General features: G+C 65.9%; 21 protein-coding genes. 14 read left to right on the top strand and 7 right to left on the bottom strand.

Translation table 11 applies throughout. The features are described 5' to 3' along the window. Nucleotides 1-129: 129 nt before the first annotated feature. Nucleotides 130-867, top strand: a complete 738-nt coding sequence (locus tag AB4Y63_RS06625; protein WP_441790254.1) for an ABC transporter ATP-binding protein — start codon at nucleotides 130-132, stop codon at nucleotides 865-867. Then, nucleotides 864-2,153: an ABC transporter permease gene (locus tag AB4Y63_RS06620; RefSeq protein WP_441790253.1), complete on the top strand. Its 1,290-nt coding sequence runs from the start codon at nucleotides 864-866 to the stop codon at nucleotides 2,151-2,153. Before AB4Y63_RS06625 ends, AB4Y63_RS06620 begins: the two co-directional genes overlap by 4 nt. Nucleotides 2,154-2,159: 6 nt before the next feature. On the opposite strand, the gene AB4Y63_RS06615 is transcribed toward AB4Y63_RS06620, so the two are convergent. From AB4Y63_RS06615 to AB4Y63_RS06600, 4 genes are all read right to left on the bottom strand, one after another. Then, nucleotides 2,160-3,422, bottom strand: coding sequence for an ABC transporter permease (locus tag AB4Y63_RS06615; protein ID WP_441790252.1), 1,263 nt, complete (start codon nucleotides 3,420-3,422; stop codon nucleotides 2,160-2,162). 1 nt (nucleotide 3,423) lies between these two features. Beyond that, on the bottom strand, nucleotides 3,424-4,314 hold the full coding sequence (locus tag AB4Y63_RS06610; RefSeq protein ID WP_441790313.1) for an ABC transporter ATP-binding protein: 891 nt from the start codon (nucleotides 4,312-4,314) through the stop codon (nucleotides 3,424-3,426). A gap of 110 nt (nucleotides 4,315-4,424) precedes the next feature. After that, a complete protein-coding gene (locus tag AB4Y63_RS06605; RefSeq protein ID WP_441790251.1) occupies nucleotides 4,425-5,345 on the bottom strand; it encodes a hypothetical protein in 921 nt (306 codons plus the stop codon). A gap of 245 nt (nucleotides 5,346-5,590) precedes the next feature. Then, on the bottom strand, nucleotides 5,591-6,505 hold the full coding sequence (locus AB4Y63_RS06600; protein ID WP_441790250.1) for a DsbA family protein: 915 nt from the start codon (nucleotides 6,503-6,505) through the stop codon (nucleotides 5,591-5,593). Between the two features lie 235 nt (nucleotides 6,506-6,740). Here AB4Y63_RS06600 and AB4Y63_RS06595 point away from each other — a divergent pair, with 235 nt between their 5' ends. Next, a complete protein-coding gene (locus AB4Y63_RS06595; protein WP_441790249.1) occupies nucleotides 6,741-7,835 on the top strand; it encodes a glycerate kinase in 1,095 nt (364 codons plus the stop codon). A 161-nt stretch (nucleotides 7,836-7,996) separates the two neighbouring features. Here the strand turns inward: AB4Y63_RS06595 and AB4Y63_RS06590 are convergent, their stop codons facing one another. Both AB4Y63_RS06590 and xylA read right to left on the bottom strand, forming a co-directional pair. Next, complete coding sequence (locus AB4Y63_RS06590; RefSeq protein ID WP_441790248.1) at nucleotides 7,997-9,514, bottom strand: xylulokinase; 1,518 nt, start codon at nucleotides 9,512-9,514, stop codon at nucleotides 7,997-7,999. A gap of 142 nt (nucleotides 9,515-9,656) precedes the next feature. Beyond that, on the bottom strand, nucleotides 9,657-10,850 hold the full coding sequence (xylA, locus tag AB4Y63_RS06585) for a xylose isomerase (RefSeq protein WP_441790247.1): 1,194 nt from the start codon (nucleotides 10,848-10,850) through the stop codon (nucleotides 9,657-9,659). 128 nt (nucleotides 10,851-10,978) lie between these two features. Here xylA and AB4Y63_RS06580 point away from each other — a divergent pair, with 128 nt between their 5' ends. Beyond that, nucleotides 10,979-12,160 (top strand): ROK family transcriptional regulator, encoded by a 1,182-nt coding sequence (locus tag AB4Y63_RS06580; protein ID WP_441790246.1) that lies wholly within the window; start codon nucleotides 10,979-10,981, stop codon nucleotides 12,158-12,160. Here the strand turns inward: AB4Y63_RS06580 and AB4Y63_RS06575 are convergent, their stop codons facing one another. Beyond that, the gene (locus AB4Y63_RS06575; RefSeq protein ID WP_441790245.1) at nucleotides 12,161-13,144 is read right to left on the bottom strand and encodes an acetylxylan esterase; all 984 of its coding nucleotides are present in this window, start codon (nucleotides 13,142-13,144) and stop codon (nucleotides 12,161-12,163) included. It abuts the gene before it with no gap. Between the two features lie 359 nt (nucleotides 13,145-13,503). Between AB4Y63_RS06575 and AB4Y63_RS06570 the strand changes: the two genes are divergently transcribed. The 10 genes from AB4Y63_RS06570 to AB4Y63_RS06525 all read left to right on the top strand — a co-directional run bounded on the left by AB4Y63_RS06570 (nucleotide 13,504) and on the right by AB4Y63_RS06525 (nucleotide 24,987). Further along, nucleotides 13,504-14,739 (top strand): multidrug effflux MFS transporter, encoded by a 1,236-nt coding sequence (locus AB4Y63_RS06570; protein WP_441790244.1) that lies wholly within the window; start codon nucleotides 13,504-13,506, stop codon nucleotides 14,737-14,739. 28 nt (nucleotides 14,740-14,767) lie between these two features. Continuing rightward, nucleotides 14,768-15,511, top strand: coding sequence for a phosphatase PAP2 family protein (locus tag AB4Y63_RS06565; protein ID WP_441790243.1), 744 nt, complete (start codon nucleotides 14,768-14,770; stop codon nucleotides 15,509-15,511). A gap of 105 nt (nucleotides 15,512-15,616) precedes the next feature. Continuing rightward, a complete protein-coding gene (locus AB4Y63_RS06560) occupies nucleotides 15,617-16,891 on the top strand; it encodes a saccharopine dehydrogenase family protein (RefSeq protein ID WP_441790242.1) in 1,275 nt (424 codons plus the stop codon). A gap of 54 nt (nucleotides 16,892-16,945) precedes the next feature. Continuing rightward, nucleotides 16,946-18,856 (top strand): helicase HerA-like domain-containing protein, encoded by a 1,911-nt coding sequence (locus AB4Y63_RS06555; RefSeq protein ID WP_441790241.1) that lies wholly within the window; start codon nucleotides 16,946-16,948, stop codon nucleotides 18,854-18,856. Between the two features lie 178 nt (nucleotides 18,857-19,034). After that, nucleotides 19,035-19,634 (top strand): helix-turn-helix domain-containing protein, encoded by a 600-nt coding sequence (locus AB4Y63_RS06550; protein ID WP_441790240.1) that lies wholly within the window; start codon nucleotides 19,035-19,037, stop codon nucleotides 19,632-19,634. A 77-nt stretch (nucleotides 19,635-19,711) separates the two neighbouring features. Then, a complete protein-coding gene (locus AB4Y63_RS06545) occupies nucleotides 19,712-20,836 on the top strand; it encodes a polyamine ABC transporter substrate-binding protein (protein ID WP_441790239.1) in 1,125 nt (374 codons plus the stop codon). Nucleotides 20,837-20,897: 61 nt separating this feature from the next. Beyond that, on the top strand, nucleotides 20,898-21,737 hold the full coding sequence (locus AB4Y63_RS06540; RefSeq protein WP_441790238.1) for an ABC transporter permease: 840 nt from the start codon (nucleotides 20,898-20,900) through the stop codon (nucleotides 21,735-21,737). Continuing rightward, on the top strand, nucleotides 21,737-22,534 hold the full coding sequence (locus tag AB4Y63_RS06535) for an ABC transporter permease (protein ID WP_441790312.1): 798 nt from the start codon (nucleotides 21,737-21,739) through the stop codon (nucleotides 22,532-22,534). The genes AB4Y63_RS06540 and AB4Y63_RS06535 overlap by 1 nt, the downstream gene beginning before the upstream one ends. Next, complete coding sequence (locus tag AB4Y63_RS06530; RefSeq protein WP_441790237.1) at nucleotides 22,524-23,555, top strand: ABC transporter ATP-binding protein; 1,032 nt, start codon at nucleotides 22,524-22,526, stop codon at nucleotides 23,553-23,555. The genes AB4Y63_RS06535 and AB4Y63_RS06530 overlap by 11 nt, the downstream gene beginning before the upstream one ends. Nucleotides 23,556-23,613: 58 nt before the next feature. Beyond that, a complete protein-coding gene (locus AB4Y63_RS06525) occupies nucleotides 23,614-24,987 on the top strand; it encodes an NAD(P)/FAD-dependent oxidoreductase (protein WP_441790236.1) in 1,374 nt (457 codons plus the stop codon). Nucleotides 24,988-24,994: the final 7 nt, after the last annotated feature.

Raw genomic sequence — 24,994 nt, 5'->3', positions numbered from 1 at the left:
GCCTGACACGGTCGACCGACGCGCCCCGGCCCCTCCGTCCTCCCGAACTTTCAGCCTGATTCCGAGTAGCCGCGCTACTCTGCTCTGCGCAGCGCGCTATCGTGCACTGCACAGAAGGGCGGTGCGGTCGTGAGCGAACCCGTTTTGGTGGCCACAGACATCCACAAGTCATATGGGCACGGCGCCAGCCGCTTCGACGCGTTGAAAGGGGTGTCCCTCGAGATCGGCGCCGGGGAGTCGATCGCGATCGTCGGCAAGAGCGGGTCGGGCAAGTCCACGCTGATGCATCTGCTCGCGTTGCTCGACAACCCCGACAGTGGGGTGCTGCTGGTCGAAGGCACGGATGCGCGACAACTCAAGACTGCGGCGGTGAACCGGCTGCGCAATGAAGACTTCGGGTTCGTGTTTCAGCAGTTCTTCCTCACCCCGAATGCGACGGTGCTCGACAACGTGATCCTGCCGCTCAAGATCGCCGGGGTCGGCCCGACGGAGCGGAAGGCTCGCGGAATGGCGGCGCTGGAACAGCTGGAACTCGCCGACAAGGCCAAGAACAAGGCGATCAACCTCTCGGGCGGTCAGAAGCAGCGGGTGGTGATCGCGCGGGCCCTCGTGAACAACCCGAAGGTGATCTTCGCCGATGAGCCGACCGGCAACCTCGACACGGCCACGGGAAAACTGGTCGAGGACATCCTGTTCGACCTCAACAGGGAGAACGGGATCACCCTCGTCATCGTCACCCACGATGTCGAGCTGGCGGAGCGCTGCGACCGGCAACTGTTTCTGCGCGACGGCGTGGAAGACCCGACGCAGGAACGCCTGTTGCACCCGCGCGACACGTCGAGCGACCAGCCGGGTTCCGAATCATGAATCCGCTCGACCTGGTGCGCACCGCGATCGGCAACAGCTTTCGCAGCAAATTACGCACCGGGCTCACCGTGGTGGCCATCTTCATCGGCGCATTCACGCTGACGATCACCAGCGCGATCGGCACAGGCATCTCGAACTACATCAACGCGCAGGTCGAAGCGATCGGCGCCGCCGACGTGCTGACGATCACGAAGACCACGGATGCGTCGACGTCCGCAAGCGACGGACCCGCGAAATACGACCCGAACCAGGCCACCGTCAACGGCGGCCCGCCCGGTGTGACCATCACCCCGATCAGCGCCGAAGACCTCACCGTGATCGAAGCGACACCCGGCCTCAGCGACGTGAACCCGATCACAAGGGTGACGCCGACCTTCATCGAATTCGCCGACAACGGCAAGTACGTGATCACCGTCAATCCGGGGGCGACACTGACGAAAGCCGACCTCGCCGCCGGCGGGCAACTGAGCGAGAACTCGACCGAGAACGAGGTGATGCTGCCCACCTCCTATCTGGAGAATCTCGGCTTCGCGAGTGCCGAAGCGGCGATCGGCGAGGCGGTCACGATCGGCGTGAACGACTATCAAGGCACGGCACACGAAGTGCCGGCGACGGTGGTCGGGGTGCAGAACGAGACGCTGCTCGGCAGCGGCGTCGGCCTGAACCAGCAGCTGACCACTGAACTGAGCCGGATCCAGGCGACCGGCCGGCCCGCCGGACTCCCACTCGGCTATCAGGTCGCGACCGCGCGCATTGCTTCGGGTTCGACGACCGCCGAGGTCGACACGATCAAGAATGATCTCGCCGATCAAGGGTTCACCGCGCTCACCGTCGCCGATCAGATCGGGTCGTTCGAAACCGTCATCAACGGCATCATCGGTGTGCTCAACGCCTTCGCGGTGATCGCGCTGATCGCCGCTGGATTCGGCATCATCAACACTCTGCTGATGAGTGTGCAGGAGAGAACCCGGGAGATCGGGCTGATGAAGGCCATGGGTATGAGCGGCGGCAAGGTGTACGCCCTGTTCAGCATGGAAGCGGTGTTCATCGGTTTTCTCGGCAGCGCGATCGGCGCGCTTGTCGCAATCATTCTCGGCTCCGTCGTCAGCGACGCGCTCGCCAACACCGTGTTGTCCGGCCTGCCCGGCTTGCACCTGATGCAGTTCGCACCCGGGTCGATCGCGATCATCATCCTCGTCGTGATGCTGATCGCCTTTCTCGCCGGCACGCTGCCGGCCCGCCGGGCGGCCCGGCAGAATCCGATCGATGCGCTCCGCTACGAATAGGCACGCTCAGCCGTGAGCGACCGGCGGCAGTTCGCGTTGCTTCACCGGACGCCTCGCGGACTGCATCACCTCCCGAATCGAGATCTTGCGGGAGTACTCGATCGATCCGTAGCGAAACAGCCGAACCGCTAGGCGCAGCACCAGGGCGGCCAGAATCCAGAGCTCGGCGATGATGATGATCGCCTGCCAGAGCGGAAGCGTGCCGAAGGCATTCCGCAGCAGCGCCGTCACCGGCGCTGAGTACGGAAAGAAGGAGAAGATCTGCACGATGAGCGCGGTCGGGTCGCTGATGATCAGCGAGATCGTGTAGAACGGCACGAAGATCAGCACCATCAGTGCGCCGTAGATCGGGCCGGCATCCTTCACCGTCGGCATGGCGGCGCCGAGTGCCACCAGGGTGCCGGTGAACAGGGCGAAACCGCCGAGCAGAATGAGCGTGCCGACGATCATCTGTTGCGGGTCGAAGGTGAGTGCGGCGAGGTCGAGATTCGGGATGTTGAGCTGAGTGCGAAAGAAGACGTAGCCGAGCACAAAGGGCAGGGCGAAGACCAGCATCTGAACAATTCCGATGAACAGCAGCGACACGATTTTGCCGAGGATCAGACTCGTTGGGTTGATCGTGGTCAGAATCATCTCGGTGACCCGGTTCTCCTTCTCCTCCAGCGTCGCGCTCAGCATCTGGTTGCCGAGCAGCAGAATGACCGCGTAGAAGATGGCCAGGAAGATCAGCGGAGGAAATACCCCGTTGAAGCCTCCGGACACGGTCCCGTTCGAATACGTGATGGTGTTCGTCGTGAGGTTGCCGGCCGCGATGCTCGTCAGCTCAGGCGAGCCCAGGCGTTCGGCCGCACTGGTCTGCAGGATCGATTGGGCCACCGAGGCATACTCGCCGTTGTTGAACACCCCGATGTCGGCGCCGAACACTTGGATCTTCTGGGTGGCCGGCTCGGCCGGATAGGCGAAGAAGGCGTCGATTGTTCCCGCTTTCACCGCCGCCACGCCGGCCTCGGTGCTCGGCGCGAGAGTTCCGCCGGCCGCGTCGACAACGGAGGGGAGCACCACGCCCGACGCATCGGTGTATTCGAACGAGAAGTGCGCGTTCTTCTGCGCGGCTTCCGACTGAGTGCGGGAGTTGTTCGAGACGAAGACCAGGGAGAACACGACGATGAGAACAACCGGGACGAACAGTGTCGCCACCCAGAACCTGCGCTTCGTGACCGTGCGGACGAACTCGAATCGCACGACGGTGCCGAGATTGTGCCTGGCCATGTCACGCCTCCGCTCGGTCAGATTCGCGATCGGCGTCTGGGCCGTAGACCTCGATGAAGATGTCCTCGAGAGAACGACGAGTCGGAGTGAACCGGCTGATGCCGATGCCTGAGGCGACGAGTCTCGCGAGCACCGCCGCGGCATCCGCATCGGGGCTGAGCTCAAGCTCGGCGTGCCCGTGCGCGTCTTGGATGCAGCGGTAGGCGGCATCCTCGGGGATCACCCCGTCGTGATCGATCTGGATGACGGTACCCCCGAACTCGTCTTGCACGTCGGCGACGGTGCCATAGGCGCGAGACACCCCGTCTTTGAGCAGGATCACCCGGTCGCAGAGGCGTTCGACCTCTTCCATCTGGTGGGTGACCATCATCACCGTGGAGCCGGCCCGTTTCTGGTCTTCGATGATGTCCATCAGCAGCCGCCGGTTGACCGGGTCGAACCCTTTCGTCGGTTCGTCAAGAATGAGCAGCTCCGGTTCATTCATCACCGTGACGCCGAGCTGCACTTTCTGCTGCTGGCCGCTCGAGAGTTTGTCGAGGCGGGTGCGCTCCTTGTCGGCCAAACCGACCCGGTCGAGATAGTCGATCGACCACCGGCGTGCTTGCTCGCGGCCGAGACCTTTGAGCAGACCGAAGTAGACCATCACATCGATCACCGACTCCTTCTTATAGAGTCCGCGCTCTTCGGGCAGATAGCCCAGCCGCCCGCTGGTTTCGGGCGTGAACGGCCGGCCGTCGATGTGCAGGATGCCCGCGGTCGGCTGGTAGATGCCCAGCAACGCCCGAATCGTCGTGGTCTTGCCCGAGCCGTTGCTGCCCAAGAAACCGAACGTCTCACCGCGCTCAATCGTGAACGACAGATCGCGGATGACCGTGGTCTTGCCGAAGTCCATTCGAAAGTTCGCGACCGTTACCAGCGGCCCCGGGTCCAGCGTGCTCACGCTGTCACGCTACGCCGGAATGCAGCGATCGTGAACGATGGGACGTCAGGCTGAGAGGGAACTCAGATGCGCGGCAACAGGCTGGGCGGGACGCACGGCTGGCCGCCTGGCAGGCTCAGGCAGTTGCCGAGGAAGGCCGGGTACGGGCCGTCGGTCGAGGGGCCGAACCAGGTTGTGTAGAACGTCCAGAAATTGAGATTGCCCCAGGCGGAGCATCCGTCGCCCTCACTCTTCGCGCTCTTCAACGCCGACCGGTTCGGCTGGTATGGCGTGTAGTTGTAGAGGTTGGCCGTGGCCTGGTTTGCAATCGTGACCGGCTTCGACCCGCACTCGGCGTTCGGGTTGAATCCGACGTCGACGGTGCCGATCTTGTAGGTGCGCTCTGGCTCCTGGCTGTACTGCCGAAACTGCCAGGCGGCGTTGTAGACCTGGTTGAAGAAGCCGAAATACTTGGTGTCGCAGTCGGCCGTGTCGGGGCAGCCGTAGCCGGCGGCACGCAGGTAGCCGGATTCGCTCGGCCGGGTGAGCAGCGACTGCTCCTTCTGCAGCAGCACGAGCAGCACCCGCGGACTGATCGTGCAGGCCGAGGCCACCTTCGCGATGATGCGGCTGGCCTTCTCATTGCGGGCCCCGACGTAGTTGGTGCAGTGACCCGGGCCTTCGCTGGGCTGGGAGACCGTGGTCTGGCGGTAGTCGGCAAGGCAGGGGGAGTCGTCTTTCGGGCGGCAGTTCTGCGCCTCGAGAAAGGCTTGAATGCCGGCCTCGGTCATCGAGTCGGGGTTGAAGAAGTCGTAGTCGCTGATGATGAGACCGGGGTCGAAGTCGGCCGGGTCGGGCGGCGGGGGCATTGTGGCCGCCGCTGGCAATGCGGCGTGGGCCGGTTCGGCCACGGCGCCCAGGCTCAACGCTCCGCCACCCACCCCGATCGCGAGGATCAGGGCAGCAGCCCACAGGCGACGGGGGAACGAATTGGCGCGTCTCATCAGGGTCGACCCTATCGGCACCATTGACGAGAGGGCTGAGTCGGGCTTTGCGGGGTGTCGCGGGTCCGGCGGCATCCGTCACCCCAGCCGTCGGCGTCAGCGCAAGCCGCAACGGTCAGCGCATGCCGCACGATGTGTGCGGTTCTTGGTGACGGGTGTGCATTCTGGGCGGTGTGTGCTGACATCTTTGTGGTCCGGAATTCGGTGGGCGGATTCTGACTGGCGGCTGCGGCTTTTGCCTCTGGCTACGGCGTCGGCGTCGGGGTGGGGGTGGCCGTTGACTCGGCTCCGGCGGCGGCCTGCTGCGTCACGAAGGCCTGGAACGCGGCGGCGTCGCCGAATGCGCCCGTGTAGGCCTTTCCATTGACGAGCACGGTCGGGGTTCCGTTCACCTTCGGGATGTTCGCGTTCGGCAGCGGGCCGGCCAGCGCGCGATTCGTCGCCGCGGCCACCCAGGGCGAGAACTCTTCGTCGGCGATGCAGCTGGCGATCTTCGGGTCGCTGGCCCCGGCATCCGTCACCAGGGATGTCAGTTGCGCGTTGGTCAGCCCCTCGGTGTTCTCTTTCGGCTGATTCGCGAAGAGGGCGCTGTTCACCGCGAGAAAACTGTTCGGATCGTAGTTGGCGACACAGGCCGCGGCGTTGGCCGAGCGGGTCGAGTACTTGGTGCCCTTCGACGCGCTGTCGAGGATCGACAGGGGGTGCACTTCGAGGGTGGCGTTGCCGGCCGTGACCCAGCCGGTGATCTGGGCCGAGTTCGCGGTTTCGAATTCTCCGCAGAACGGGCAGAGATAGTCGACGTAGGTGACGATGTTGACGGTGTTGGGATAGTTGGCCAGATCGGTGGCGACGGGCTTGGCATCGGCCGCGAGCGCCGGTGTTGTCACTGCGGTGACGGTGGTGCCGTCTCCGGTGAGCAGGATGCCGTCGCTGGCCATGTTGAGCGGGCCGGTGCCGGTGGTGCGCGCACTGCCTGCAATCACGAGCGCGATGATCGTCACGATGGCGAGCAGGCCGATGCCGATTCCTGCGCGCCAGGCCCACTTCACCCGCCGCTCGCGCTTCTGCGCCGCGGCCAGTTGCAGTCGGGCTTTCTCCCTGGCCTGCTCGCGGCGGTCCTTCTTCGGGGGAACGGGGTCGCCGTAGATCGAGCTCTTCATCGCATTTCACCGTTTCGTCGCGCCAGGGTTGCCGCCTCGACATTAAGCGCCGATTCTTTGAGCCGCTCAAGGGTTAGCTGTGTGCCAGCCGTGAGACGGGCGGATGCTGGGTGCTTGTCGAGCGGAAGTACAGGCGCGGGCGCGGGCGCAGAATCCGTTCGGCGTCGCGGCATCCGCGCGCATCTGCGTGGCGCCTGCTCGACCGCCACCGGCGCGTACCTGGCATGCTGGGGCCATGGCTGTGCTGACCGTGGTGATTGCGCCCGACTCGTTCAAGGGAACGGCACGAGCGGGGGAGGCCGCGCGGGCGATCGCCGACGGCTGGGCTTCCGTGCGGCCGGATGACCGGCTGCAGTTGCTACCGATGGCCGACGGCGGCGAGGGCACACTCGATGCGTTCGAAACCGCGGTGCCGGGCGCACGACGGATTCCCGTCGAGGTGCAGGGGCCAGACAATCACTCTGTCGCGAGCAGTTGGCTGCTCCTGCCGGACGGCACCGGAGTCGTCGAGCTGGCGAACACAAGCGGGCTCACATTGCTCGACCCGTTGCGCCCGCTCGACGCGCACACGCTCGGGTTCGGCCAGGCCATTGCCGCGGCGCTCGATGAGGGCGTCGTGCGGCTGCTGCTCGCGCTCGGCGGCAGTGCCTCGACCGACGGCGGAGCCGGCGCGCTGGCGGCGCTCGGGGCGCTGTTCGTGGACGCGACGAATCGGCCGATCCGGCTCGGCAACCGCGGTCTGGGAACCCTCGCCAAAGCCGACCTGACGCGACTGCGCGCGCTTCCCGCCGGCGGAGCGCAGATTCTCTGCGACGTCTCGAATCCGTTGCTCGGCGTGAACGGCGCCGCCGCGGTGTTCGGTCCGCAAAAGGGTGCGACCGCCGCGCAGGTCGCTGGACTCGAATCGAACCTCACGCGGTTGGCGCGGCTGATCCGAGTCGACCCGTCACGTGCGGGCGCCGGCGCGGCCGGTGGAACCGCGTTCGGCCTGCTGGCCTGGGGCGCCACACTCGCCCCGGGGGCCGTGGCTGTCGGGGAGGCGCTCGGTGTTCCGGCGGCGCTCGCCGGGGCATCCGTTCTCATCACCGGTGAAGGGCGTTTCGACGCACAATCGGCCGCGGGCAAGGTGCCGTCATACCTGCTCGAGCAGGCGGCGGCCGCGGGAGTGCCGGCGATGCTGGTCGCCGGCGGTATCGAGGCCGAGACGGCGGAGTTCGCGGCGGCGGTGTCGCTGACCGACCTCGCCGGAAGCAGTTCGGCGGCGCTCGCCGACCCGCTGCGCTATTTGCACGAGGCTGGTGCCGCCCTCGCTCGCTCTTGTGGTGGCTAACTCCTGCAATCCGGGAGGCAGTGCCGAAACTGGCGCGGAATTCCGCGGGCCCGAACCGGAGGCTTCCGGGATTACCGGAGTTAGCCACACGTGACGCGGATGAAACGGATGAAACGGATGAAACGGGTGAAACGGATGAAACGGGGCGCGGGTGGCGGCGGTCAGCGCCGCGCGGCGTACTGCTCGCGAATGACCGGCCGGTGATCGGGCGCCGGCGCCGCGACGAGAGCGAGCGGCCAGGTGGGGCGGGTGCCCGTCAGCGCCCAGGCCGCCTGCACCGCAGCCCCATCGGCCACGTATTCACCGGGCGTCGGCACCTGCACCGGCACGGCGAAGACCTGCGCGGCGATCGCCTGCACCGCTGGATTCTGTGCGGCACCGCCGATGAGCAAGAGCCGGTCGGCGCTCACCCCCTGCGCGCGCACGGCATCGAGTCCGTCGGCCAGCCCGCAGAGCAGTCCTTCGATGGCGGCCCGCGCAAGGTTCGGCCGGGTCGTTGAGGCGAGGGTCATTCCGAACACGGATGCCGTGGCGTCGGGCAGGTTGGGCGTGCGTTCGCCCTCGAAATAGGGCTGAAGCACAAGCCCCCCGGCTCCGGGTTCGGCGGCCAGGGCCAGGGTTCCGAACTCGTCAAAGTCCGCTGCGAGTAGCGCGGCAATGGAATCGAGCACCCGGGCGGCGTTCAAGGTGGCCACCAGGGGGAGGTACGCGCCGCCCGCGTCGGCGAACCCGGCGACGGTGCCCGTCGCATCCGTTGCCGGCTGCCCGGTCACGGCGAACACCGTTCCGCTCGTGCCGATCGAGACGATGACGTCGCCGGTGCTGGCCCCGAGGCCGAGGGCTGCGCCGGCGTTGTCACCGGCACCGGCACCGATCACGATCCCGGCGGGGATGTCAGCACCACGGGAGCCGGTGCCGAACTGCGGAGATTCTGCGTCAGACGGCACCGAATGGCCCGAAGTCTGGGTCGTTGGGGAAGGATCTCCGCTGATGTGAACCGCAGGCTGCCGAGCGGTGACCCCCGGCGACCTCCCGGGGGCGAGCACGCGCGGCAGAATCGCACGATGTCCAAGCGCAGCTTCGAGCAACTCGAGGTCATAGTCGCCGGTGACCGGCGACCAGTAGCCGGTGCCGCTCGCGTCGGAGCGATCCGTCGTCAGCTCCTCGAGCACCGGGCCGAGCTCGCTCTCGCCGGCCGGGCCGAAGCCACGCAGGCGCCAGGTCAGCCAGTCGTGGGGGAGCGCCACCGCGGCCACCCGCGCCGCATTCTCGGGTTCGGCATCTCGCAGCCAGCGCAGTTTCGTGATGGTGAACGACGCCACGGGCACCGAACCGGTGCGTCGGGCGAGTTCGCCGGCGCCGACCTCGGCGATCAGATCGGCGGCGGCCGGTGCGCTGCGCGTGTCATTCCAGAGCAAAGCCGGGCGAATGACACGGCCGTCCTCGTCGAGCACGACCATGCCGTGCTGCTGCGCGGCGACCGCGATGGCCGACACATCGTCGAGACCGCCGGCATCCGCAATTGCGGTGTGCAGCGCGCCCCACCAGGCGGCCGGATCGACCTCGGTCCCGTCGGGATGCGCCGCGCGCCCCGTGCGCACCAGCGCGCCGGTCTCGGCGTCGCGAATCACAATCTTGCAGCTCTGCGTCGAGGAATCGACTCCGGCGACACGTGGCATGGGGGCTCCTAGGAGGTGAAGGGGGAACAGAGAAAGCGGAGAAAACGGGACCTCATTCAGGAACAGAGAGGCGTGTCGGCCCCCGAGAGCGGTGAAACCCGGGCCGACACACCTCCGTTCCTGAATTGGGTCCCCACGAAAACTAGCCCCGCGCGCCCATCAAGTGCTCCAGCGCCAACTGCTGCAGGCGCACGAAACCGAATCCCTTGCCGCCCAGGTACTCCTGCGTGTCGAAGTCCTCGTAGGCCGAACGGTCGGCGAGCAGGTCGTCGTAGCTTTCACCGGCAGCCAGGGTGGGCAGCGCGAGCTCGGGAACGCGCGAGGCAGCCAGCGCCTCCTGCACCTCGGGGTCGGCTCGGAAGGCCGCAGCGCGCTCCTTGAGCAGCAGGTAGGTGCGCATGTTCGCCGCAGCGGAGTCCCAGACGCCGGTGATGTCTTCGGTGCGGGACGGCTTGTAGTCGAAGTGGCGCGGTCCGTCGTAGGCCCGCCCACCGTTCGGGCCACCGTTCTCAAGCAGGTCGACGAGTGAGAACGCGTTCTGCAGGTCGCCGTGGCCGAAGACCAGATCCTGGTCGTACTTGACGCCGCGCTGACCGTTCAGGTCGATGTGGAACAACTTGCCGGCATCCAGTGCCTGGGCGATTCCGGCGGTGAAGTTGAGCCCGGCCATCTGCTCGTGCCCGACCTCGGGGTTCACGCCGACGAGCTCGGGGCGATCCAGCGTGTTGATGAACGCGATGGCGTGGCCGAGCGTCGGCAACAGGATGTCGCCGCGCGGCTCGTTCGGCTTCGGCTCGATTGCGAAGCGGATGTCGTAGCCCTTGTCGGTCACATAGTCACCGAGCAGGTTCACGGCTTCGCGGTAGCGGCCGAGGGCCGAACGGATGTCCTTGGCAGCGTCGTACTCCGCGCCCTCGCGGCCGCCCCACATCACGAAGGTCTTCGCGCCGAGCTCAGCGGCCAGGTCGAGGTTGCGCAGCACCTTGCGGAGGGCGAACCGGCGCACGGCACGATCGTTGGAGGTGAAGCCGCCGTCTTTGAAGACGGGAGCGCTGAAGAGGTTCGTGGTGATCATCGGCACGATGACGCCGGTGTCGGCGAGCACCTGCTTGAGGCGGTCGATCTGCTTCTGACGAGCTGCATCGGCGGAACCGAACGCGAAGAGGTCGTCGTCGTGGAAGGTGAGCCCGTACGCGCCGAGCTCGGCGAGGCGGGTGACGGCCTCGACCACGTCAAGGTTGGGGCGGGTCGGGCCGCCGAACGGGTCGGTTCCGTTGTAGCCGATGGTCCACAGACCAAAGGAGAACTTGTCAGCGGGGGTGGGTGTCAAGGCCATGAGGGTGCGTCCTTCAGCTTCATTGGTGATTTGTTGCGCGTTAGAACATATTACAGGGGTGAGGGTGTTGGCGCTAGGGCTCGGGTGCGTGACACGGTCGGATCGTTCGCCTGACGTCCTATGGTGGGATGGTGGTAGATACCGGAGCGGCGTTCGATGGCGTGCATCGCCGAAACCTCTCGAAAGTGCTCCGGCTGGTTCACCAGCACGCTCGTCTCTCGAGGGCCCAGCTGACTCAGACGACCGGTCTGAATCGATCGACGATCGCCACGCTCGTCGCCGAGCTTGTCGAGCTCGGGCTTGTCACAGAGTTGGCCCCAGATCCCACCAATCGCGTCGGTCGGCCGTCGCCGGTCGTCGCCGCTGATGAGCGCATCGCCGTGATCGCCGTCAACCCCGAAGTCGATGCGGTGACGATTGCCGCGGTCGGTCTCGGCGGACGTGTGATCATCCGCGAGCGCATTGACGTCGACCACATCATCAGCCCTGACGAGACGGCGAGCCTCGTTGCCGCCACAATCGTTCGGTGGACCCGGGCGGAGCTCCGCGATTCCCGGCTTGTCGCTTGCGGGCTGGCGATCCCCGGATTGGTTCGGGCCTCTGACGGACTTGTGCGCTGGGCGCCGCACCTTCACTGGTCTGACGCGCCCATCGGCACGTTGGTCGGGGCGGCGACGGGACTGCCGACGGTCGTCGGCAACGACGCGAGCCTCGGCGTGCTGGCCGAGCACCTGTTCGGTGCCGGTCGTGGCTGTGATGATGTCGTCTACCTCAACGGTGGCGCGAGTGGAATCGGCGGGGGCCTGATCGTGAACGGCCGCCCCGTCGGTGGAGCCGGCGGATATGCGGGCGAGTTCGGTCAGAATCGGCCCGGCATCTCCGCGGCGGACAGCCGCCGGCACGGCGAGGGGGTTCTCGAAGATGAGGTCAGCCGGTCGCGACTGCTTGACGTCGTCGGGCTGAGCGCTGCCGACGAGCCGGCGCTCGAACGAGCGCTCCGGGACTCCGACACGGTGGAAGTGACGGAGGAGCTCGCCCGGCAACGGCGCATCCTCGCCACGGCGCTCTGCAACGCGATCAACGTGCTCAATCCTTCACTCGTCGTGCTCGGAGGTTTTCTCGCGACGATTGCGCTGAGCGACAGCGATGCGCTTCACGCCGCCGTCGCGGCACAGGCTATTCCCGCGGCCTTCGAGGGCATCGAGATTCGTGTTGCGGCCCTGGGCGAAGACCGACTGATGGTCGGAGCAGCGGAAGCGGCCTTCCAGGCGCTCCTCGCCGACCCGCTCACCGCGACCCCGACGACGTGATCAGGCGGTCGCTGACTCCACCCGATTGAAGGCCGCGGTGAAGAAGGCGAGCGCGCGTTCTTCATCGAGGATTCCTCCGCCCTCGTGCCCGTTGTACTGCCAGAGCGAGATCTCCTTGTCGCCGCCGTAGACGTTGTAGGCGCCATAAATGGTCGACGGAGGGCAGACGTCGTCCATCATGCTCGCCGAGAACAGGGCAGGGGCGCTGGCGCGCTTGGCGAAATTGACGCCGTCGAAGTAAGCCAGAACGCCGTGTGCGCTCTCGACTTTGTCGCGGTGCACCGCCAGATAGGAGCCGATCTCTTTGTAGGGGTAGGCATCCGTCACAACGGTCGCCCGGGGGAAGTCGCAGAGGAACGGGACGCAGGGGGCGACGGCGGCGAGATCGGGGACGAGTCCGCTCACGGCGAGGCTGATCCCGCCGCCTTGGCTGCGACCAAAGACCGCGACTCGGGAGGCGTCAACGATCTCAAAACCGCGCACCGTCTCGATCGCTCGCACCGCATCAGCGAACACGCGGCGATAGTAATAGGTCTCTTTGGTTTCGATCCCGCGGGTCATCACGCCGGGAGACTGTGGGCCCGCCCCGGCCGGATCGGGGGTGTCCCCGATGCTCCACCCCGAGCCCTGGCCACGGGTGTCCATGTGAAAACTGACGAAGCCGGCGGATGCCCAGAGCAGGTCCTCGAGCGCGTGGCCGCGACCTCCGCCGTAGCCGATGAATTCGACGATGGCGGGAAGCGGCGCATTCGCCCCGGCCGGCACGCGCAACCACGCCCGGATTGGCTGCCCCTCGAACCCGGAGAAGGTCACGTCGAAGACGTCAATGCTGGTCAGCGGGCTGTCGACGGCAACCACGCTCACGTCGCCCGCGCGGCTGCGGGATTCGGTGAGGGTGTCCGACCAGAACTGGTCGAAATCCGGTGGATCAACCTGGCTGCTGCGGTAATCGGGCAGGAGTGGAGCGGAGAGATCAACGTGCATGGTGGAACCGACTTTCGCGGGGAAGGGGCGGGGCGTGGGTGTCGAAGCCGCGCCGTCCAGGAGTCCGCGCTGGCCGGCCGCGTCCCCGCTCTGGACTGCAGCGCTCGTGAGAAGTGAGGCTAGCACCACGCGTTCGCCGTGCTGCTCAGCCGACGCGCCGAGGCCAATCCGAGTCGGTGGGCTGCGCGTTCGCAGCCTTCAGATAGACTCAGCGCAGCCACAATCGAATCGATTCGATGACGAAGTAGTGCAGATCTGGCGGCCGGCGCGGAGCCGGCCAGATTCGCCTCCCGCTGCATGACCTGAGTGACGCGTGGAGCAGAGCCCCTGTTCACCCACCACCTCAAGGACACAGCCACGTGAGCATCATTCACCACCCGGGCGACGCTCTGTCGCGCGGCCAGCGGATCATCTACATCATCGTTCTGGGGGCGCTCACCGCGCTCGGCCCGTTCACCGTCGACCTCTACCTTCCGGCCTTTCCGACTCTCGAGGCCGATCTCGGTGTCTCGGCCGCCGCCATCCAGCTGACCTTGACCGGAACCATGCTCGGCTTCGGCTTCGGGCAACTTGTCGTCGGTCCGTGGAGCGACAAGGTCGGCCGCCGGCTGCCGCTGCTGCTCGCAACGGGGTTTCACGTGCTGGCCTGTGTGGGTGCCGCGATGTCGCAGGACATTCTCTGGCTGAGCCTGTTCCGCGTGTTGCAGGGCTTCGGTGCCGCGGCCGGCGGAGTCGTCGCGATGGCGATGGTGCGTGACCTGTTCGGCGGCAAGCCGCTGGTCAAGATGCTCTCGCGACTGGCGCTGATCAGCGGACTCGCGCCGGTGATCGCGCCGGTGCTCGGCTCACAGCTGCTCCTGGTGATGAACTGGCGCGGCATCTTCTGGGTGCTCGCGGCCTACGGCGCCGTCGTGATTCTCGCTGTCGCCCTGTGGATCGTCGAGACCCTTCCCATCGCCGAACGGCATGTGGCCGGGCACAGCACACTCGGGCAGCGCTATCGGGCGGTGCTCTCCGACAAGGTCTTTGTCGGGGTGGCGATCGTGGGCGCAATGACCTTCACCGGTCTGTTCTCCTATCTCGCGGCATCCCCGTTCTTGTTCCAACAGGTCTATCTGTTCACCCCGCAGCAATACGGACTCCTCTTCGCGATCAACTCGCTCGGTGTCATCGTGGGCGTGCAGACCAGCTCCTATCTGATGCACCGGCTGAACGTCGGACCGCAGTGGATTCTGGTGATGGCGACCGCCACCCTCGGGATCACGGCGACGGCCATCGTCGTGTTGGACCTGGCCGGGGCCGGCCTCTGGGGAACGCTGATTCCGCTCTGGTTCTTCATCACCGCCTGCGGCTTCACCTTTCCGTGCACCCAAGTGCTCGCCCTCAACGCGCACGGTCACGAGGCCGGAACCGCGGCGTCTCTGCTCGGGGCCGCGAACTTCGGAATCGCCGGCTTGATCTCGCCGGTTGTCGGGTTGATCGGGGTCGGCAGCGCCGCGTCGATGGGCGTTGTGATGATCGCCACATCGGTGGTGGGCATTGTCGTGCTCTGGGCCGTCGTGCGCCCGGTCACGGTGCCGGCGCTCACGCACTGACTCGTCGGGGCGCACCTAGCATGGAGGCATGCAAGAACATGCGCACGACGGACAGTACGCGCGCGACGAACTCGGTTCGACGGGGCCGGCGGGGTCGGCGGCGCCAGGCACAGTGAAACGGATGACCCGGGTCTGGGCACTCGGCGCCGGGATCGTGTTGCTGGTGCTCGCGGTCGTCCTCGGCGCATACATCACGACCGGAAACCAGGGTCAGCCGCTGGCCGTCGACGCGGCCTGGATGAACACGCTCCTCGCGCTGCGCACGACGTTCTGGATCAACGTTTCGCTTGTCTTCAACGCGGTCGGCGGCGGTCTCATCGCCACGTTCATCGTGCCGATTTCGATCGCCGTGGCGTTCCTGCTGGCAAAACGCCCGTGGACCGCGAGTTACTACCTGATCGCCACGGTGCTCGGCGCCGGACTCGTACAAGTGCTCAAACACCTCTTCGGCCGGGCCCGCCCCGAAGAGATCCTCGTGCATTCTGACTTCGGCTCCTACCCGTCGGGGCACGCGGCGAACGCAGCGGTCATGGCCGCCGTGCTTTTCATCGTCTTTCCCCGGGTGTGGGTAGCTGTCGCCGGTGCCGTGTACACGGCCCTCATGATGTTGAGCCGAAACTATCTCGGTGCGCACTGGCTGAGCGACACCGTGGGAGGAGTGCTGCTCGGAGTCGGTGTCGCGCTGGTGCTCTGGGCGGCGCTCGGCCCCAAGGTTCAGGCCGAGTCGGCTCTCGCAGGCAAACGTCAACCGGGCACGCCCGAATCCCGGTAGAGCGCTTCGCACGGACAACTTCGCGCTGACCGCTGGGCACCGCCCCTCCACGCGAGCGCTCACCGGGGGCTGGCCGGGGCGGTTGCCCCGCGATAGCGTCGGGCCATGAAGATTCTTCTCGTGGGTGCCGGCGGTGTCGGCGACGCCATCGCAAAGATCAGCGCACGTCGGTGGTTCTACGAACTCATCGTCGTCAGCGACTATGACCTGACCAGGGCCGAACGCACCGTCGCTTCCATTCGTGCTCGTCACGGCGAGGAGATCGCCAACCGATTCGTTGCAGTGCAGATCGATGCCGGCGACTCGGAGAAGGTGGCGGCGCTGGCACGCGAGCACGGCATCACCCACGTGATGAACGCGGTGGAACCCAAGTTCGTGCCGTCGATCTTTGCCGGGGCTCTCGCCGCCGGAGCCGACTACCTCGACATGGCGATGAGTCTCTCGGAGCCGCACCCGACGCATCCGCACAGCCTGACCGGCGTCAAACTCGGCGACGACCAATTCGCCCAGGCCGGAGACTGGGAGACGGCCGGCCGGCTCGCCCTCGTTGGGATGGGCGTCGAGCCCGGACTCTCGGATGTCTTCGCGCGCTACGCCGCCGACCACCTCTTCAGCGAGATCGACGAGCTGGGCACCCGCGACGGCGCCAACCTCGTCGTGCGCGATGAGAATGGCGACGAGATCTTCGCCCCGTCATTCAGCATCTGGACGACCATCGAGGAATGCCTGAACCCGCCGGTGATTTTCGAGAAGGACAAGGGCTGGTTCACGACCGAACCGTTCAGCGAGCCGGAGATGTTCGACTTTCCGGGCGGAATCGGGGCGGTCGAGTGCGTCAACGTCGAGCATGAAGAGGTGCTGCTGATGCCGCGCTGGCTGGATGCGAAACGGGTCACCTTCAAATACGGGCTTGGCAACGAGTTCATCGGTGTGCTGAAGACGCTGCACCTGCTCGGGCTCGATAGCGTCAGCCCCGTGCGGGTGCGGAGCGCCGCCGGGCCGGTCGAGGTGGCACCCCGCGATGTCGTCGCGGCCGCCCTGCCCGACCCGGCCACGATCGGCCCGCGAATGACCGGCACCACCTGCGCCGGAGTCTGGGTGACGGGCGCTGGAATCGACGGAAAGCCGCGCGAGGTCTACCTCTATCACCTGGCCGACAACGAGTGGACGATGGCCGAATACGACGCCCAGTGCGTCGTCTGGCAGACCGCCCTCAACCCGGTGATCGCCCTCGAGTTGCTGGCAACCCAAGTTTGGACCGGCATTGGAGTGCTCGGCCCGGAGGCGTTCGACGCCAAGCCGTTCCTTGACCTGATGAAGCGCGCGGTGGCCGATGGCGGCTACGGCCAGGACTGGGGACTGCAGGATCGCCTTGCGTGACCAGGCGAAAATTGACCGGCCCGTGCAGTCATCCGCGGGTCTAGGATTTGGCCCATGACCCCGAATGACGCTGTGGATCCGGTGGCTGCCGCCCAAGCCGAAGCCGAAGCAGCGCTCGCCGCCGCGGTGAAAGCGCAAGCCGAGGCCGAGGCCGCGGTGAAGCGAGCTCGGGATGCCGCAGCGGCGGCCCAATCGATGGCCGCCGGCGAGCAGGCTGCCGCGGTCGCCACTGCCGAGCACACCGCGGGGGAGGGCGCCGTACTCGCGAAACCGGCAGTTCCACCCGCTGCCGAACCTGCGCCCGCCGCCGCACACACAGCGCCCGTTCCCCTCAACGACGCACACGTCACGGCCATCCGGGCCGGCTACGCCTTCGACGCTCCGGCCCTCGAAATGGGCGCCCTTGTCAACGGCGAGGCGCTGCCCGACGTGCCCATCCGCATCCCGCTGGCGATGACGAACCGGCACGGCCTCGTCGCTGGGGCGACCGGAACCGGCAAGACCAAGACCCTGCAGGTGCTCGCCGAGCAGTTCTCGGCCCACGGCGTCGCGGTGTTCGCCGCCGACATCAAGGGCGATCTGTCGGGCATCGCCACGGCCGGCGAGCCGAACGACAAACTTCTCGCCCGCACCTCGGGCATCGGCCAGAATTGGGCGGGCGTCGCGAGCCCGACCGAATACTTCTCGCTCGGCGGTATCGGCGCCGGCATCCCGATTCGCGCGACGGTCGCCGGTTTCGGTCCGCTGCTCTTGTCGAAAGTGCTCGGGCTGAACCCCACCCAGGAGTCGAGTCTGGGGCTCGTCTTTCACTACGCGGATGCGGCGGGGCTCCCGCTCCTCGACCTCACCGATCTGCGGGCGGTGCTCAGTTTTCTGATCAGCGACGAGGGCAAGGGGGAGCTCGTCGGGCTCGGCGGGCTGTCGAGCGCCACCGTCGGCGTCATCCTGCGGGAGCTGATCACCTTTGCCGACCAGGGCGCCGATGTCTTCTTCGGTGAGCCGGAGATCGACACGGCCGAGTTTTTGAAAGTCACGGCCGACGGGCGCGGAATGGTCAGTCTGCTCGAGGTCCCGGGGGTGCAGGACAAACCGGCGCTGTTCTCCACGTTCCTGATGTGGCTGCTTGCCGACCTGTTCAACGATTTGCCCGAGGTCGGCGACCAGGACAAGCCCAAACTGGTCTTCTTCTTCGACGAGGCGCACCTGCTCTTCAAGGACGCGTCGAAGGATTTCTTGGCGCAGATCACGCAAACCGTGCGGCTCATCCGTTCAAAGGGTGTCGGTATCTTCTTCGTCACCCAGACGCCGAAGGATGTGCCGAGCGAGGTGCTCGCCCAACTCGGCTCCCGAGTGCAGCACCAGTTGCGCGCGTTCACCCCGGATGACGCGAAGGCGTTGCGGGCGACGGTGTCGACCTACCCGAATTCCGGCTACGACCTCGAAGAGGTGCTGACGAATCTCGGCACCGGTGAAGCCATCGTGACGGTCATGAACGAGAAGGGCGCGCCGAGCCCGGTCGCCTGGACCCGGTTGCGGGCACCGCAAGGTTCGATGTCGCCGACGCCGGCCGCGTCGATCGCGGCGACGGTTGCTGCATCCCCGCTGCTCGCGACGTATGGCGCGGCGATCGATCGCGACTCGGCGCGGGAGATGCTCGCCCGCAAACTCGAGGCTGCCCATGCGACAGCGGTCGCCGCACAACAGAGCCTCGATGCGGCCCAAGCCGCGGCCGAACTCGAGAAGCAGCAAGCCGCCGCCGCCCAGCAGCAGGCCAAGGCCGACAAGAAGGCTCAGGCCGAATACGACCGTCTGCTCAAAGAGACCCAGGGGTCGGCACGAACGAGCACGCGGACGAGTTCGAAGGCGCAAAAGACTGTGCTCGAGGAGGTGCTCGGTTCGCAGATGACCAAGACGATTCTGACCGGAGTCGTCGCCGGGATCTTCGGAACTCGCCGCCGCCGTTAGCCGTCGCAGCTCAGTAGTGGGCAGGCCAGAGGGACGCTCCGCACAAGATCATCACTGGCGTCGGCCTCGGCGGCGGACCAACGTCACACAGCGCGAGGCCATTGCGCGCCAGAAATTGGGTCTTGCGCCGGCGCAGCCCGACGGCTATCTTCATGAGAGTTAGTGAACAAAGTGTTTGATGAGATCAAACACAGCGTTCGAGGAGGACGAAGGAGTCACGTTGAGCGACGACGAAGCGCGGGTGGGCCGGCGAATTGCCGAGTACCGCGAGTTGCGCGGATTGACCCTCCGCGGCCTGGCGTCGAGCGCCGGTGTGAGCCCGAGTTTCCTCAGTCAGCTTGAGAATAACCGGGCAAGCGCCAGTATCGCCTCTCTCCGCAAGATCGCCGAGGCGCTCGGCGTTTCCGTCGCTGACCTGCTCGGCACCCAGAGTGGGCACGCCCGTGGCGTCGTTCGTGCCGCCGACCGTCCCGCGTACCCCTCCGGCTCGGGATCGACGAAGTACGTCATTGCGCAGCCTCCGATGCGCAATCTCGAAATTTACAACGGCATCTTCGAACCGGGCGGATCGACCGGAGACGACCTCTACGCTCACGGGAAGTCGCAGGAGATCTTCATCGTGATTCAGGGAAGCGTCGAGCTCTCGCTTGGCGAGGACGTGCTCCTGATGCATAAGGACGACAGCATCGAGTACCTGAGCTCCGTGCCTCACCGTGTTGTGAACGTCGGCGACGGCGTCGCCGAGGTGATGTGGGTCACCAGCCCGCCGACCGTCTGATTTTCTCTTTCCCATCGAGTTTTCCCCTTGAATCGAGTGCTCTTCGGCGCGCGATTTTCTCTCTCCGAAAGGTAGCAATGAAAAAGAACAACTCCCTGCGCCGCATCGTTCTCGGTGCTGTGTTCGGCGCCGTCGCCGTGTCGTTGATCGGATGCAGTGCCGTCACCCCTGGCCCGGTCAGTGTCGACCTGGGTAGCGGGCCGGCCAACGCGGGAACTGTGAAGGAGGGTGCTCTCGCGGGCATCACGCTCACGCTCTCGTCGTACGGCGGCGTCTACCAGGACGGGCAGGTGGCCGCTGCCTCCGAGCCGTTCGCGAAGGCATCCGGCGCGACCATGCTCAGTGACGGCCCGACCGAGTACGCCAAGATCAAAGCCCAGGTCGACAACAACAACGTCACCTGGGACATCGTTGACACGGACGCCATCTGGGCGGCGACACAGTGCGGCGAAGACGGCCTGTTGATGGATCTCGACACCTCGATCGTCGACACCTCGAAGGTGCCAGAAGGTCTCGTCGGTGACTGCTACGTGCCGGCCATGCAGTACGGCTTTGTCATCATGTACAACACCGAGAAGTACGCGACCGCCCCGACCGGCTGGACCGACTTCTTCGACACCAAGAAGTTCCCGGGTTCCCGAGCCGTGGCCGGCTTCGATGATGTCGCTCCCGGCCTGCTTGAGGGCGCCCTGCTTGCCGAAGGAGTGCCCGCAGATGACCTCTACCCGCTCGACACCGATCGGGCCTACGCCAAGCTCGACTCGATCCGGGACAACCTGATCTTCTGGACCTCTGGCGCACAGTCCCAGCAGATGATCGAGGCCGGCGAGGCCGACATGGCTCTGGTCTGGGCCGGGCGCGGCTACGGAGCGGCCGTCAACGGTGCTCCGTACAAGCCCATCTTCAACCAGGCTTTTGTCGTTATGGATGCGTTGTCGGTGCCCAAGAACGCCAAGAACCCCGAGGCAGCCTTCGCGTACCTCAACTACTACCTGGGCGCCGAGCAGCAGGCGAAGCTGTCCGAACTGACCTCGTACTCGCCGGTGAACGTGGACGCGAAGCCCGAGCTGGACGCCCTGGCCAAGACATACCTGGTCACGGACCCGGACATCTCCGCGAACATGATTCTGCCCGACACCGCCTGGTGGGGGAAGAACTACCCATCGCAGCTCGAAATCTGGACGAAGTGGCTGCACGGTTAATATGACCACCTCCCGCACCGTCGGGCTAGTTGGGGTGGGGGGTCGCATCGGTGAAAAACCGGTGCGTACCCCCATCCGCACGCTGGCCCTGCTTCTCCCTGCCCTGGCAGTCCTGATCGGGGTATTCGCTTACCCTCTCGCTCAGAGTCTGTGGCTGAGTGTCAGTGATCCGTCATTGGACCTTTCGAACTACGTATGGGTGTTCGGCAGCGAAAGCAACGTCACGATCATCCTCCGTACCTTCGGAATCGCCTTCCTGACCACGGTCATCTGCCTGGCGCTCGCCTATCCGTACGCCTACCTCATGGTGGTCGCGGGTCCCCGTGGCCGCGCGGCGCTCATTGTCATCGCGCTCATCCCGTTCTGGACCTCGCTCATGATCCGGTCGTTCGCGTGGGTCATCCTGCTGCAGGACAACGGCCTCGTGAACCAGTTCCTCGGCGTCCTCGGGCTCGGCCCGTTCGAACTCATCCGCACGCCGACGGGTGTGCTGATCGGCATGGTGCAGGTGCTGCTGCCGTTCATGGTGCTCCCGCTCTACGCCGTGATGAGCGGCATCGACAGTCGACTGTCGGATGCCGCGCGCAGCCTGGGTGCGCGGCCGATCACGGCGTTCTTCACCGTGTTCGTTCCGTTGTCCTTGCCCGGTGTCCTTGCCGGCGCACTCATGGTGTTCATTCAGTCGCTGGGCTTCTACATCACCCCGGCACTGCTTGGCTCTCCTTCGGAGAGCATGATCTCTCAGAGCATCTTCGCGCAGGTGAGCGGTCTCCTTGCCTGGGGCAGGGGCGGCGCGCTCGGCGCAGTTCTCCTTCTACTCACGCTTCTGCTTCTCGGTGTGCTCGCGCTGATCACACGGGCAAGCAAGCGCACGACCGGAAAGGATGTGTTGAGCCTGTGATGAAGCCACACCCCGTCACCTTGACGCTTCTCTGGGTCTTTGCCGGCCTCATCGCGGTCTGGCTGGTCGCCCCGACGCTCATTGTCATCCCGCTGAGTTTCACCGATAAAGCGTCGCTGGTTTTCCCGCCGTCCGGCTACTCGATGCGCTGGTACGAGTCCTTCTTCACCAACCAGGCCTGGATTGCGGCACTCGGCAATTCGTTCCTCATCGCACTGCTGGTCGTCGTCGTGGCAACCGTCTCCGGCACGATGGCGGCAATCGGGCTGAGCAAGATGCGCGGACGCCGTGCGGCCGGCGTCATTACGCTCGGACTGCTCGCACCGATGGTGGTGCCGGGAATCATCACCGCCATCGGGATCTATGCGATCTTCCTCAGGCTGCAGCTGCTTGGAACACTGCTCGGATTCGTCGTTGCACACACCGTTATTGCACTGCCGTTCGTGATCATCTCGGTCAGCGCCAGCCTGCGTGGCTTTGACACGCGACTGGAGCTGGCGTCGTCAAGCCTGGGTGCGGGTCCGCTGACCACCTTCTTCAAGGTCACGCTGCCGCTTATCATGCCCGGAATCATCTCCGGCGCCCTGTTTGCGTTCGTGACGTCGTTTGACGAAGTCATGGCGTCCCTCTTCATCAAGAGCCCGTACCTGCAGACGCTGCCGGTGCTCATGTACCAGAGCGTGACGCGTGACACTGATCCCACTCTCGCGGCCGCGGCCACGATGATCCTCATACTCACAACAGCCATCGTCCTGATCGGCCTCCTCGCGATCGGAAGGAAAAAGAATGTCAAGTGATAACACCGGCCGTGGCACGCAGATCCGGCTCACCGGCCTCACCAAGCGCTACCCGAAGTCGGTCGCCGTCGACAACGTCAGCCTGACCATCGAACCGGGCGAGTTCATGACGTTCCTCGGTCCGTCGGGGTCGGGCAAGACGACCACGCTGAACCTCATCGCCGGATTCACCGACATTACGTCCGGGTCGGTCGAGATCGACGGCAAGCGCATCGACGACGTGCCCGCACACAAGCGCGGCCTGGGCGTCGTGTTCCAGCACTACGCACTCTTCCCGCACATGACGGTGGCTGAGAACGTGGCCTATCCGTTGAAGCGACGCGCGGTGGACAAAACCGAACAGCGTCGCCTCGTCGCCGCCTCCCTGCAGACCGCGGGGCTCGAGTCCTATGCGGATCGATACCCGGCGCAGCTATCCGGCGGACAGCAGCAGCGGGTTGCCCTGGCCCGTGCCCTCGTCTTCGACCCGAAGGCGCTCCTGCTTGACGAGCCGCTCGGCGCGCTCGACAAGCAGTTGCGGGAGCGTCTGCAGCTCGAACTCCGCCGCATCCACCGCGAAGTCGGACGCACGTTTGTCTTCGTGACGCACGACCAGGAGGAGGCACTGACGCTCTCTGACCGGATCGCCATCTTCAACGGCGGCCGGATCGAACAGGTCGGAACAGCATCAGAGCTCTACGAGCGGCCGCAGTCGCTGTTCGTGGCCGGGTTCATCGGCGAATCGACGATCCTGCGCGGCGTGGGCGGGGAGCGCACGGCAACCGTCGTGCGTCCGGAGAAGCTCGAGCTGCATCCGAACCTCGCGGCCGTTCCCACCGAGCATGCCCGGGTCGAGGTGCGCCTGCTCCAGAGCGTCTACCTCGGTTCGGGCTGGAAGCACGAGATCGGCCTGCCCGACGGGACGACCGGGGTGGTCAGGGATGCCGGCGAACTGTCGACGACCGCCCGACCCGGCGAAGCCGCGCTACTGAGTTGGCACCCCCGGAACGCCGTCGTTCTCGCCGACGCAAACGCAGCATAAATTCACCCTCAATCAAGGAGAAGGTCTCATCTTCACTCCAACACCAGCCAGCCCGGCGATGATCAACGGCGACGTTTCCTTTTGGTGGAACCAGATCGGGCGGGACGCCCCTCGAGCGCCACTGCCCGGGTCCCTGCGCGCCGACGTATGCATCGTCGGGGCCGGCTACACCGGTTTGTGGACGGCGTACTACCTGAAGAAGGCGGCCCCGCAGTTGCGCGTGGTCGTGCTTGAACAACGCTTCGCCGGATACGGCGCCTCGGGTCGCAATGGCGGCTGGCTCGCCAACTCGGTGACTGGAGGTCGGGGTCAATATGTGAAGACGCACGGCCGTCAGGCGGCTGAGAACTTCCAGTTGCGGATGAACGAAACCGTCGACGAGGTGATCCGCGTGGCCGCCCTCGAAGGCATCGACGCGGACATCGTCAAGGGCGGCGAGTACATCGTCGCCTACGACGCACCCCAGCAGAGCCGACTGGAAGCCGCCGTCCGCGCCGAGCAGACCTGGTCGATGACGGACGTCGAGCTCCTCTCGGCGCGCGACGCCGCAAACCGTATCAACGTCGTCGGCACGACGGGGGCACTGTTCCATCCGCATTGCGCACGCATCCAGCCGGCCAAGCTCGCATCCGGGCTCGCCCGGGCCGTCGAGGCACTCGGCGTCGAGATTTATGAAGACACCCGGGTGAGCGAGATCCTGCCGCACCGTGCGGTGACTGACCGCGGCACGGTCGAGGCGGACTTCGTTGTGCGCGCGACGGAAGGGTTCACCGCAGGGCTCAAAGGCCTGCACCGCGCCTGGTTGCCGATGAACTCCTCGCTCATCGTAACCGAACCATTGAGCCCCGCCATCTGGGATTCGATCGGCTGGGAAGGTCGCGAAGTGCTCGGCGACTTCGCGCATGCCTATGTCTATGCGCAGCGCACGAACGACGACCGCATCGCTATCGGTGGGCGCGGGGTGCCATACCGTTTCGGCTCGAAGACCGACGCAGACGGCCTCACCCATGAAAGCACCGTCGAGCTCTTGCGCAGTGTGATGAACCGGTTCTTTCCGGCGACGACCGGCGCGGCCATCGACCACGTCTGGTCGGGTGTGCTCGGGGTGCCGCGAGACTGGTCGGCGACCGTCGGCCTCGACCCCGAAACCGGCTTGGCGTGGGCCGGCGGCTATGTGGGCACGGGGGTCTCCACCACCAACCTCGCCGGTCGCACCCTGACCGACCTCATCCTCGGCAACTCAAGCAACCTGACCGAGCTTCCCTGGGTGAACCACCGCGTGCGCAACTGGGAGCCGGAACCGCTGCGCTGGCTGGCGGTGAAGGCGCTTTACACGGCCTATTCAATGGCCGACCACGCCGAACTCACCCGGCGCCGGACGACATCGCCGTTGGCCACAATCGCTGATGCGGTGTCAGGACGCGGGCACTGATATGAGC

This window comes from Leifsonia sp. YAF41 (assembly GCF_052113185.1).
Classification (GTDB): Bacteria; Actinomycetota; Actinomycetes; order Actinomycetales; family Microbacteriaceae; genus Cryobacterium.
The sequence above is the reverse complement of the archived record's forward strand: the minus strand, read 5'-3'. Positions and strand labels throughout refer to the sequence as shown.

What these genes read in the sequence shown, in the direction of transcription:
- AB4Y63_RS06620 (WP_441790253.1), top strand. Translation starts at nt 864, where the DNA reads ATGAATCCGCTCGACCTGGTGCGCACCGCGATCGGCAACAGCTTTCGC.
- AB4Y63_RS06615 (WP_441790252.1), bottom strand. Translation starts at nt 3,422, where the DNA reads ATGGCCAGGCACAATCTCGGCACCGTCGTGCGATTCGAGTTCGTCCGC.
- AB4Y63_RS06610 (WP_441790313.1), bottom strand. Translation starts at nt 4,314, where the DNA reads ATGGACTTCGGCAAGACCACGGTCATCCGCGATCTGTCGTTCACGATT.
- AB4Y63_RS06605 (WP_441790251.1), bottom strand. Translation starts at nt 5,345, where the DNA reads ATGAGACGCGCCAATTCGTTCCCCCGTCGCCTGTGGGCTGCTGCCCTG.
- AB4Y63_RS06600 (WP_441790250.1), bottom strand. Translation starts at nt 6,505, where the DNA reads ATGAAGAGCTCGATCTACGGCGACCCCGTTCCCCCGAAGAAGGACCGC.
- AB4Y63_RS06595 (WP_441790249.1), top strand. Translation starts at nt 6,741, where the DNA reads ATGGCTGTGCTGACCGTGGTGATTGCGCCCGACTCGTTCAAGGGAACG.
- AB4Y63_RS06590 (WP_441790248.1), bottom strand. Translation starts at nt 9,514, where the DNA reads ATGCCACGTGTCGCCGGAGTCGATTCCTCGACGCAGAGCTGCAAGATT.
- xylA (WP_441790247.1), bottom strand. Translation starts at nt 10,850, where the DNA reads ATGGCCTTGACACCCACCCCCGCTGACAAGTTCTCCTTTGGTCTGTGG.
- AB4Y63_RS06580 (WP_441790246.1), top strand. Translation starts at nt 10,979, where the DNA reads ATGGTGGTAGATACCGGAGCGGCGTTCGATGGCGTGCATCGCCGAAAC.
- AB4Y63_RS06575 (WP_441790245.1), bottom strand. Translation starts at nt 13,144, where the DNA reads ATGCACGTTGATCTCTCCGCTCCACTCCTGCCCGATTACCGCAGCAGC.
- AB4Y63_RS06565 (WP_441790243.1), top strand. Translation starts at nt 14,768, where the DNA reads ATGCAAGAACATGCGCACGACGGACAGTACGCGCGCGACGAACTCGGT.
- AB4Y63_RS06560 (WP_441790242.1), top strand. Translation starts at nt 15,617, where the DNA reads ATGAAGATTCTTCTCGTGGGTGCCGGCGGTGTCGGCGACGCCATCGCA.
- AB4Y63_RS06555 (WP_441790241.1), top strand. Translation starts at nt 16,946, where the DNA reads ATGACCCCGAATGACGCTGTGGATCCGGTGGCTGCCGCCCAAGCCGAA.
- AB4Y63_RS06550 (WP_441790240.1), top strand. Translation starts at nt 19,035, where the DNA reads ATGAGATCAAACACAGCGTTCGAGGAGGACGAAGGAGTCACGTTGAGC.
- AB4Y63_RS06545 (WP_441790239.1), top strand. Translation starts at nt 19,712, where the DNA reads ATGAAAAAGAACAACTCCCTGCGCCGCATCGTTCTCGGTGCTGTGTTC.
- AB4Y63_RS06535 (WP_441790312.1), top strand. Translation starts at nt 21,737, where the DNA reads ATGAAGCCACACCCCGTCACCTTGACGCTTCTCTGGGTCTTTGCCGGC.
- AB4Y63_RS06530 (WP_441790237.1), top strand. Translation starts at nt 22,524, where the DNA reads ATGTCAAGTGATAACACCGGCCGTGGCACGCAGATCCGGCTCACCGGC.
- AB4Y63_RS06525 (WP_441790236.1), top strand. Translation starts at nt 23,614, where the DNA reads ATGATCAACGGCGACGTTTCCTTTTGGTGGAACCAGATCGGGCGGGAC.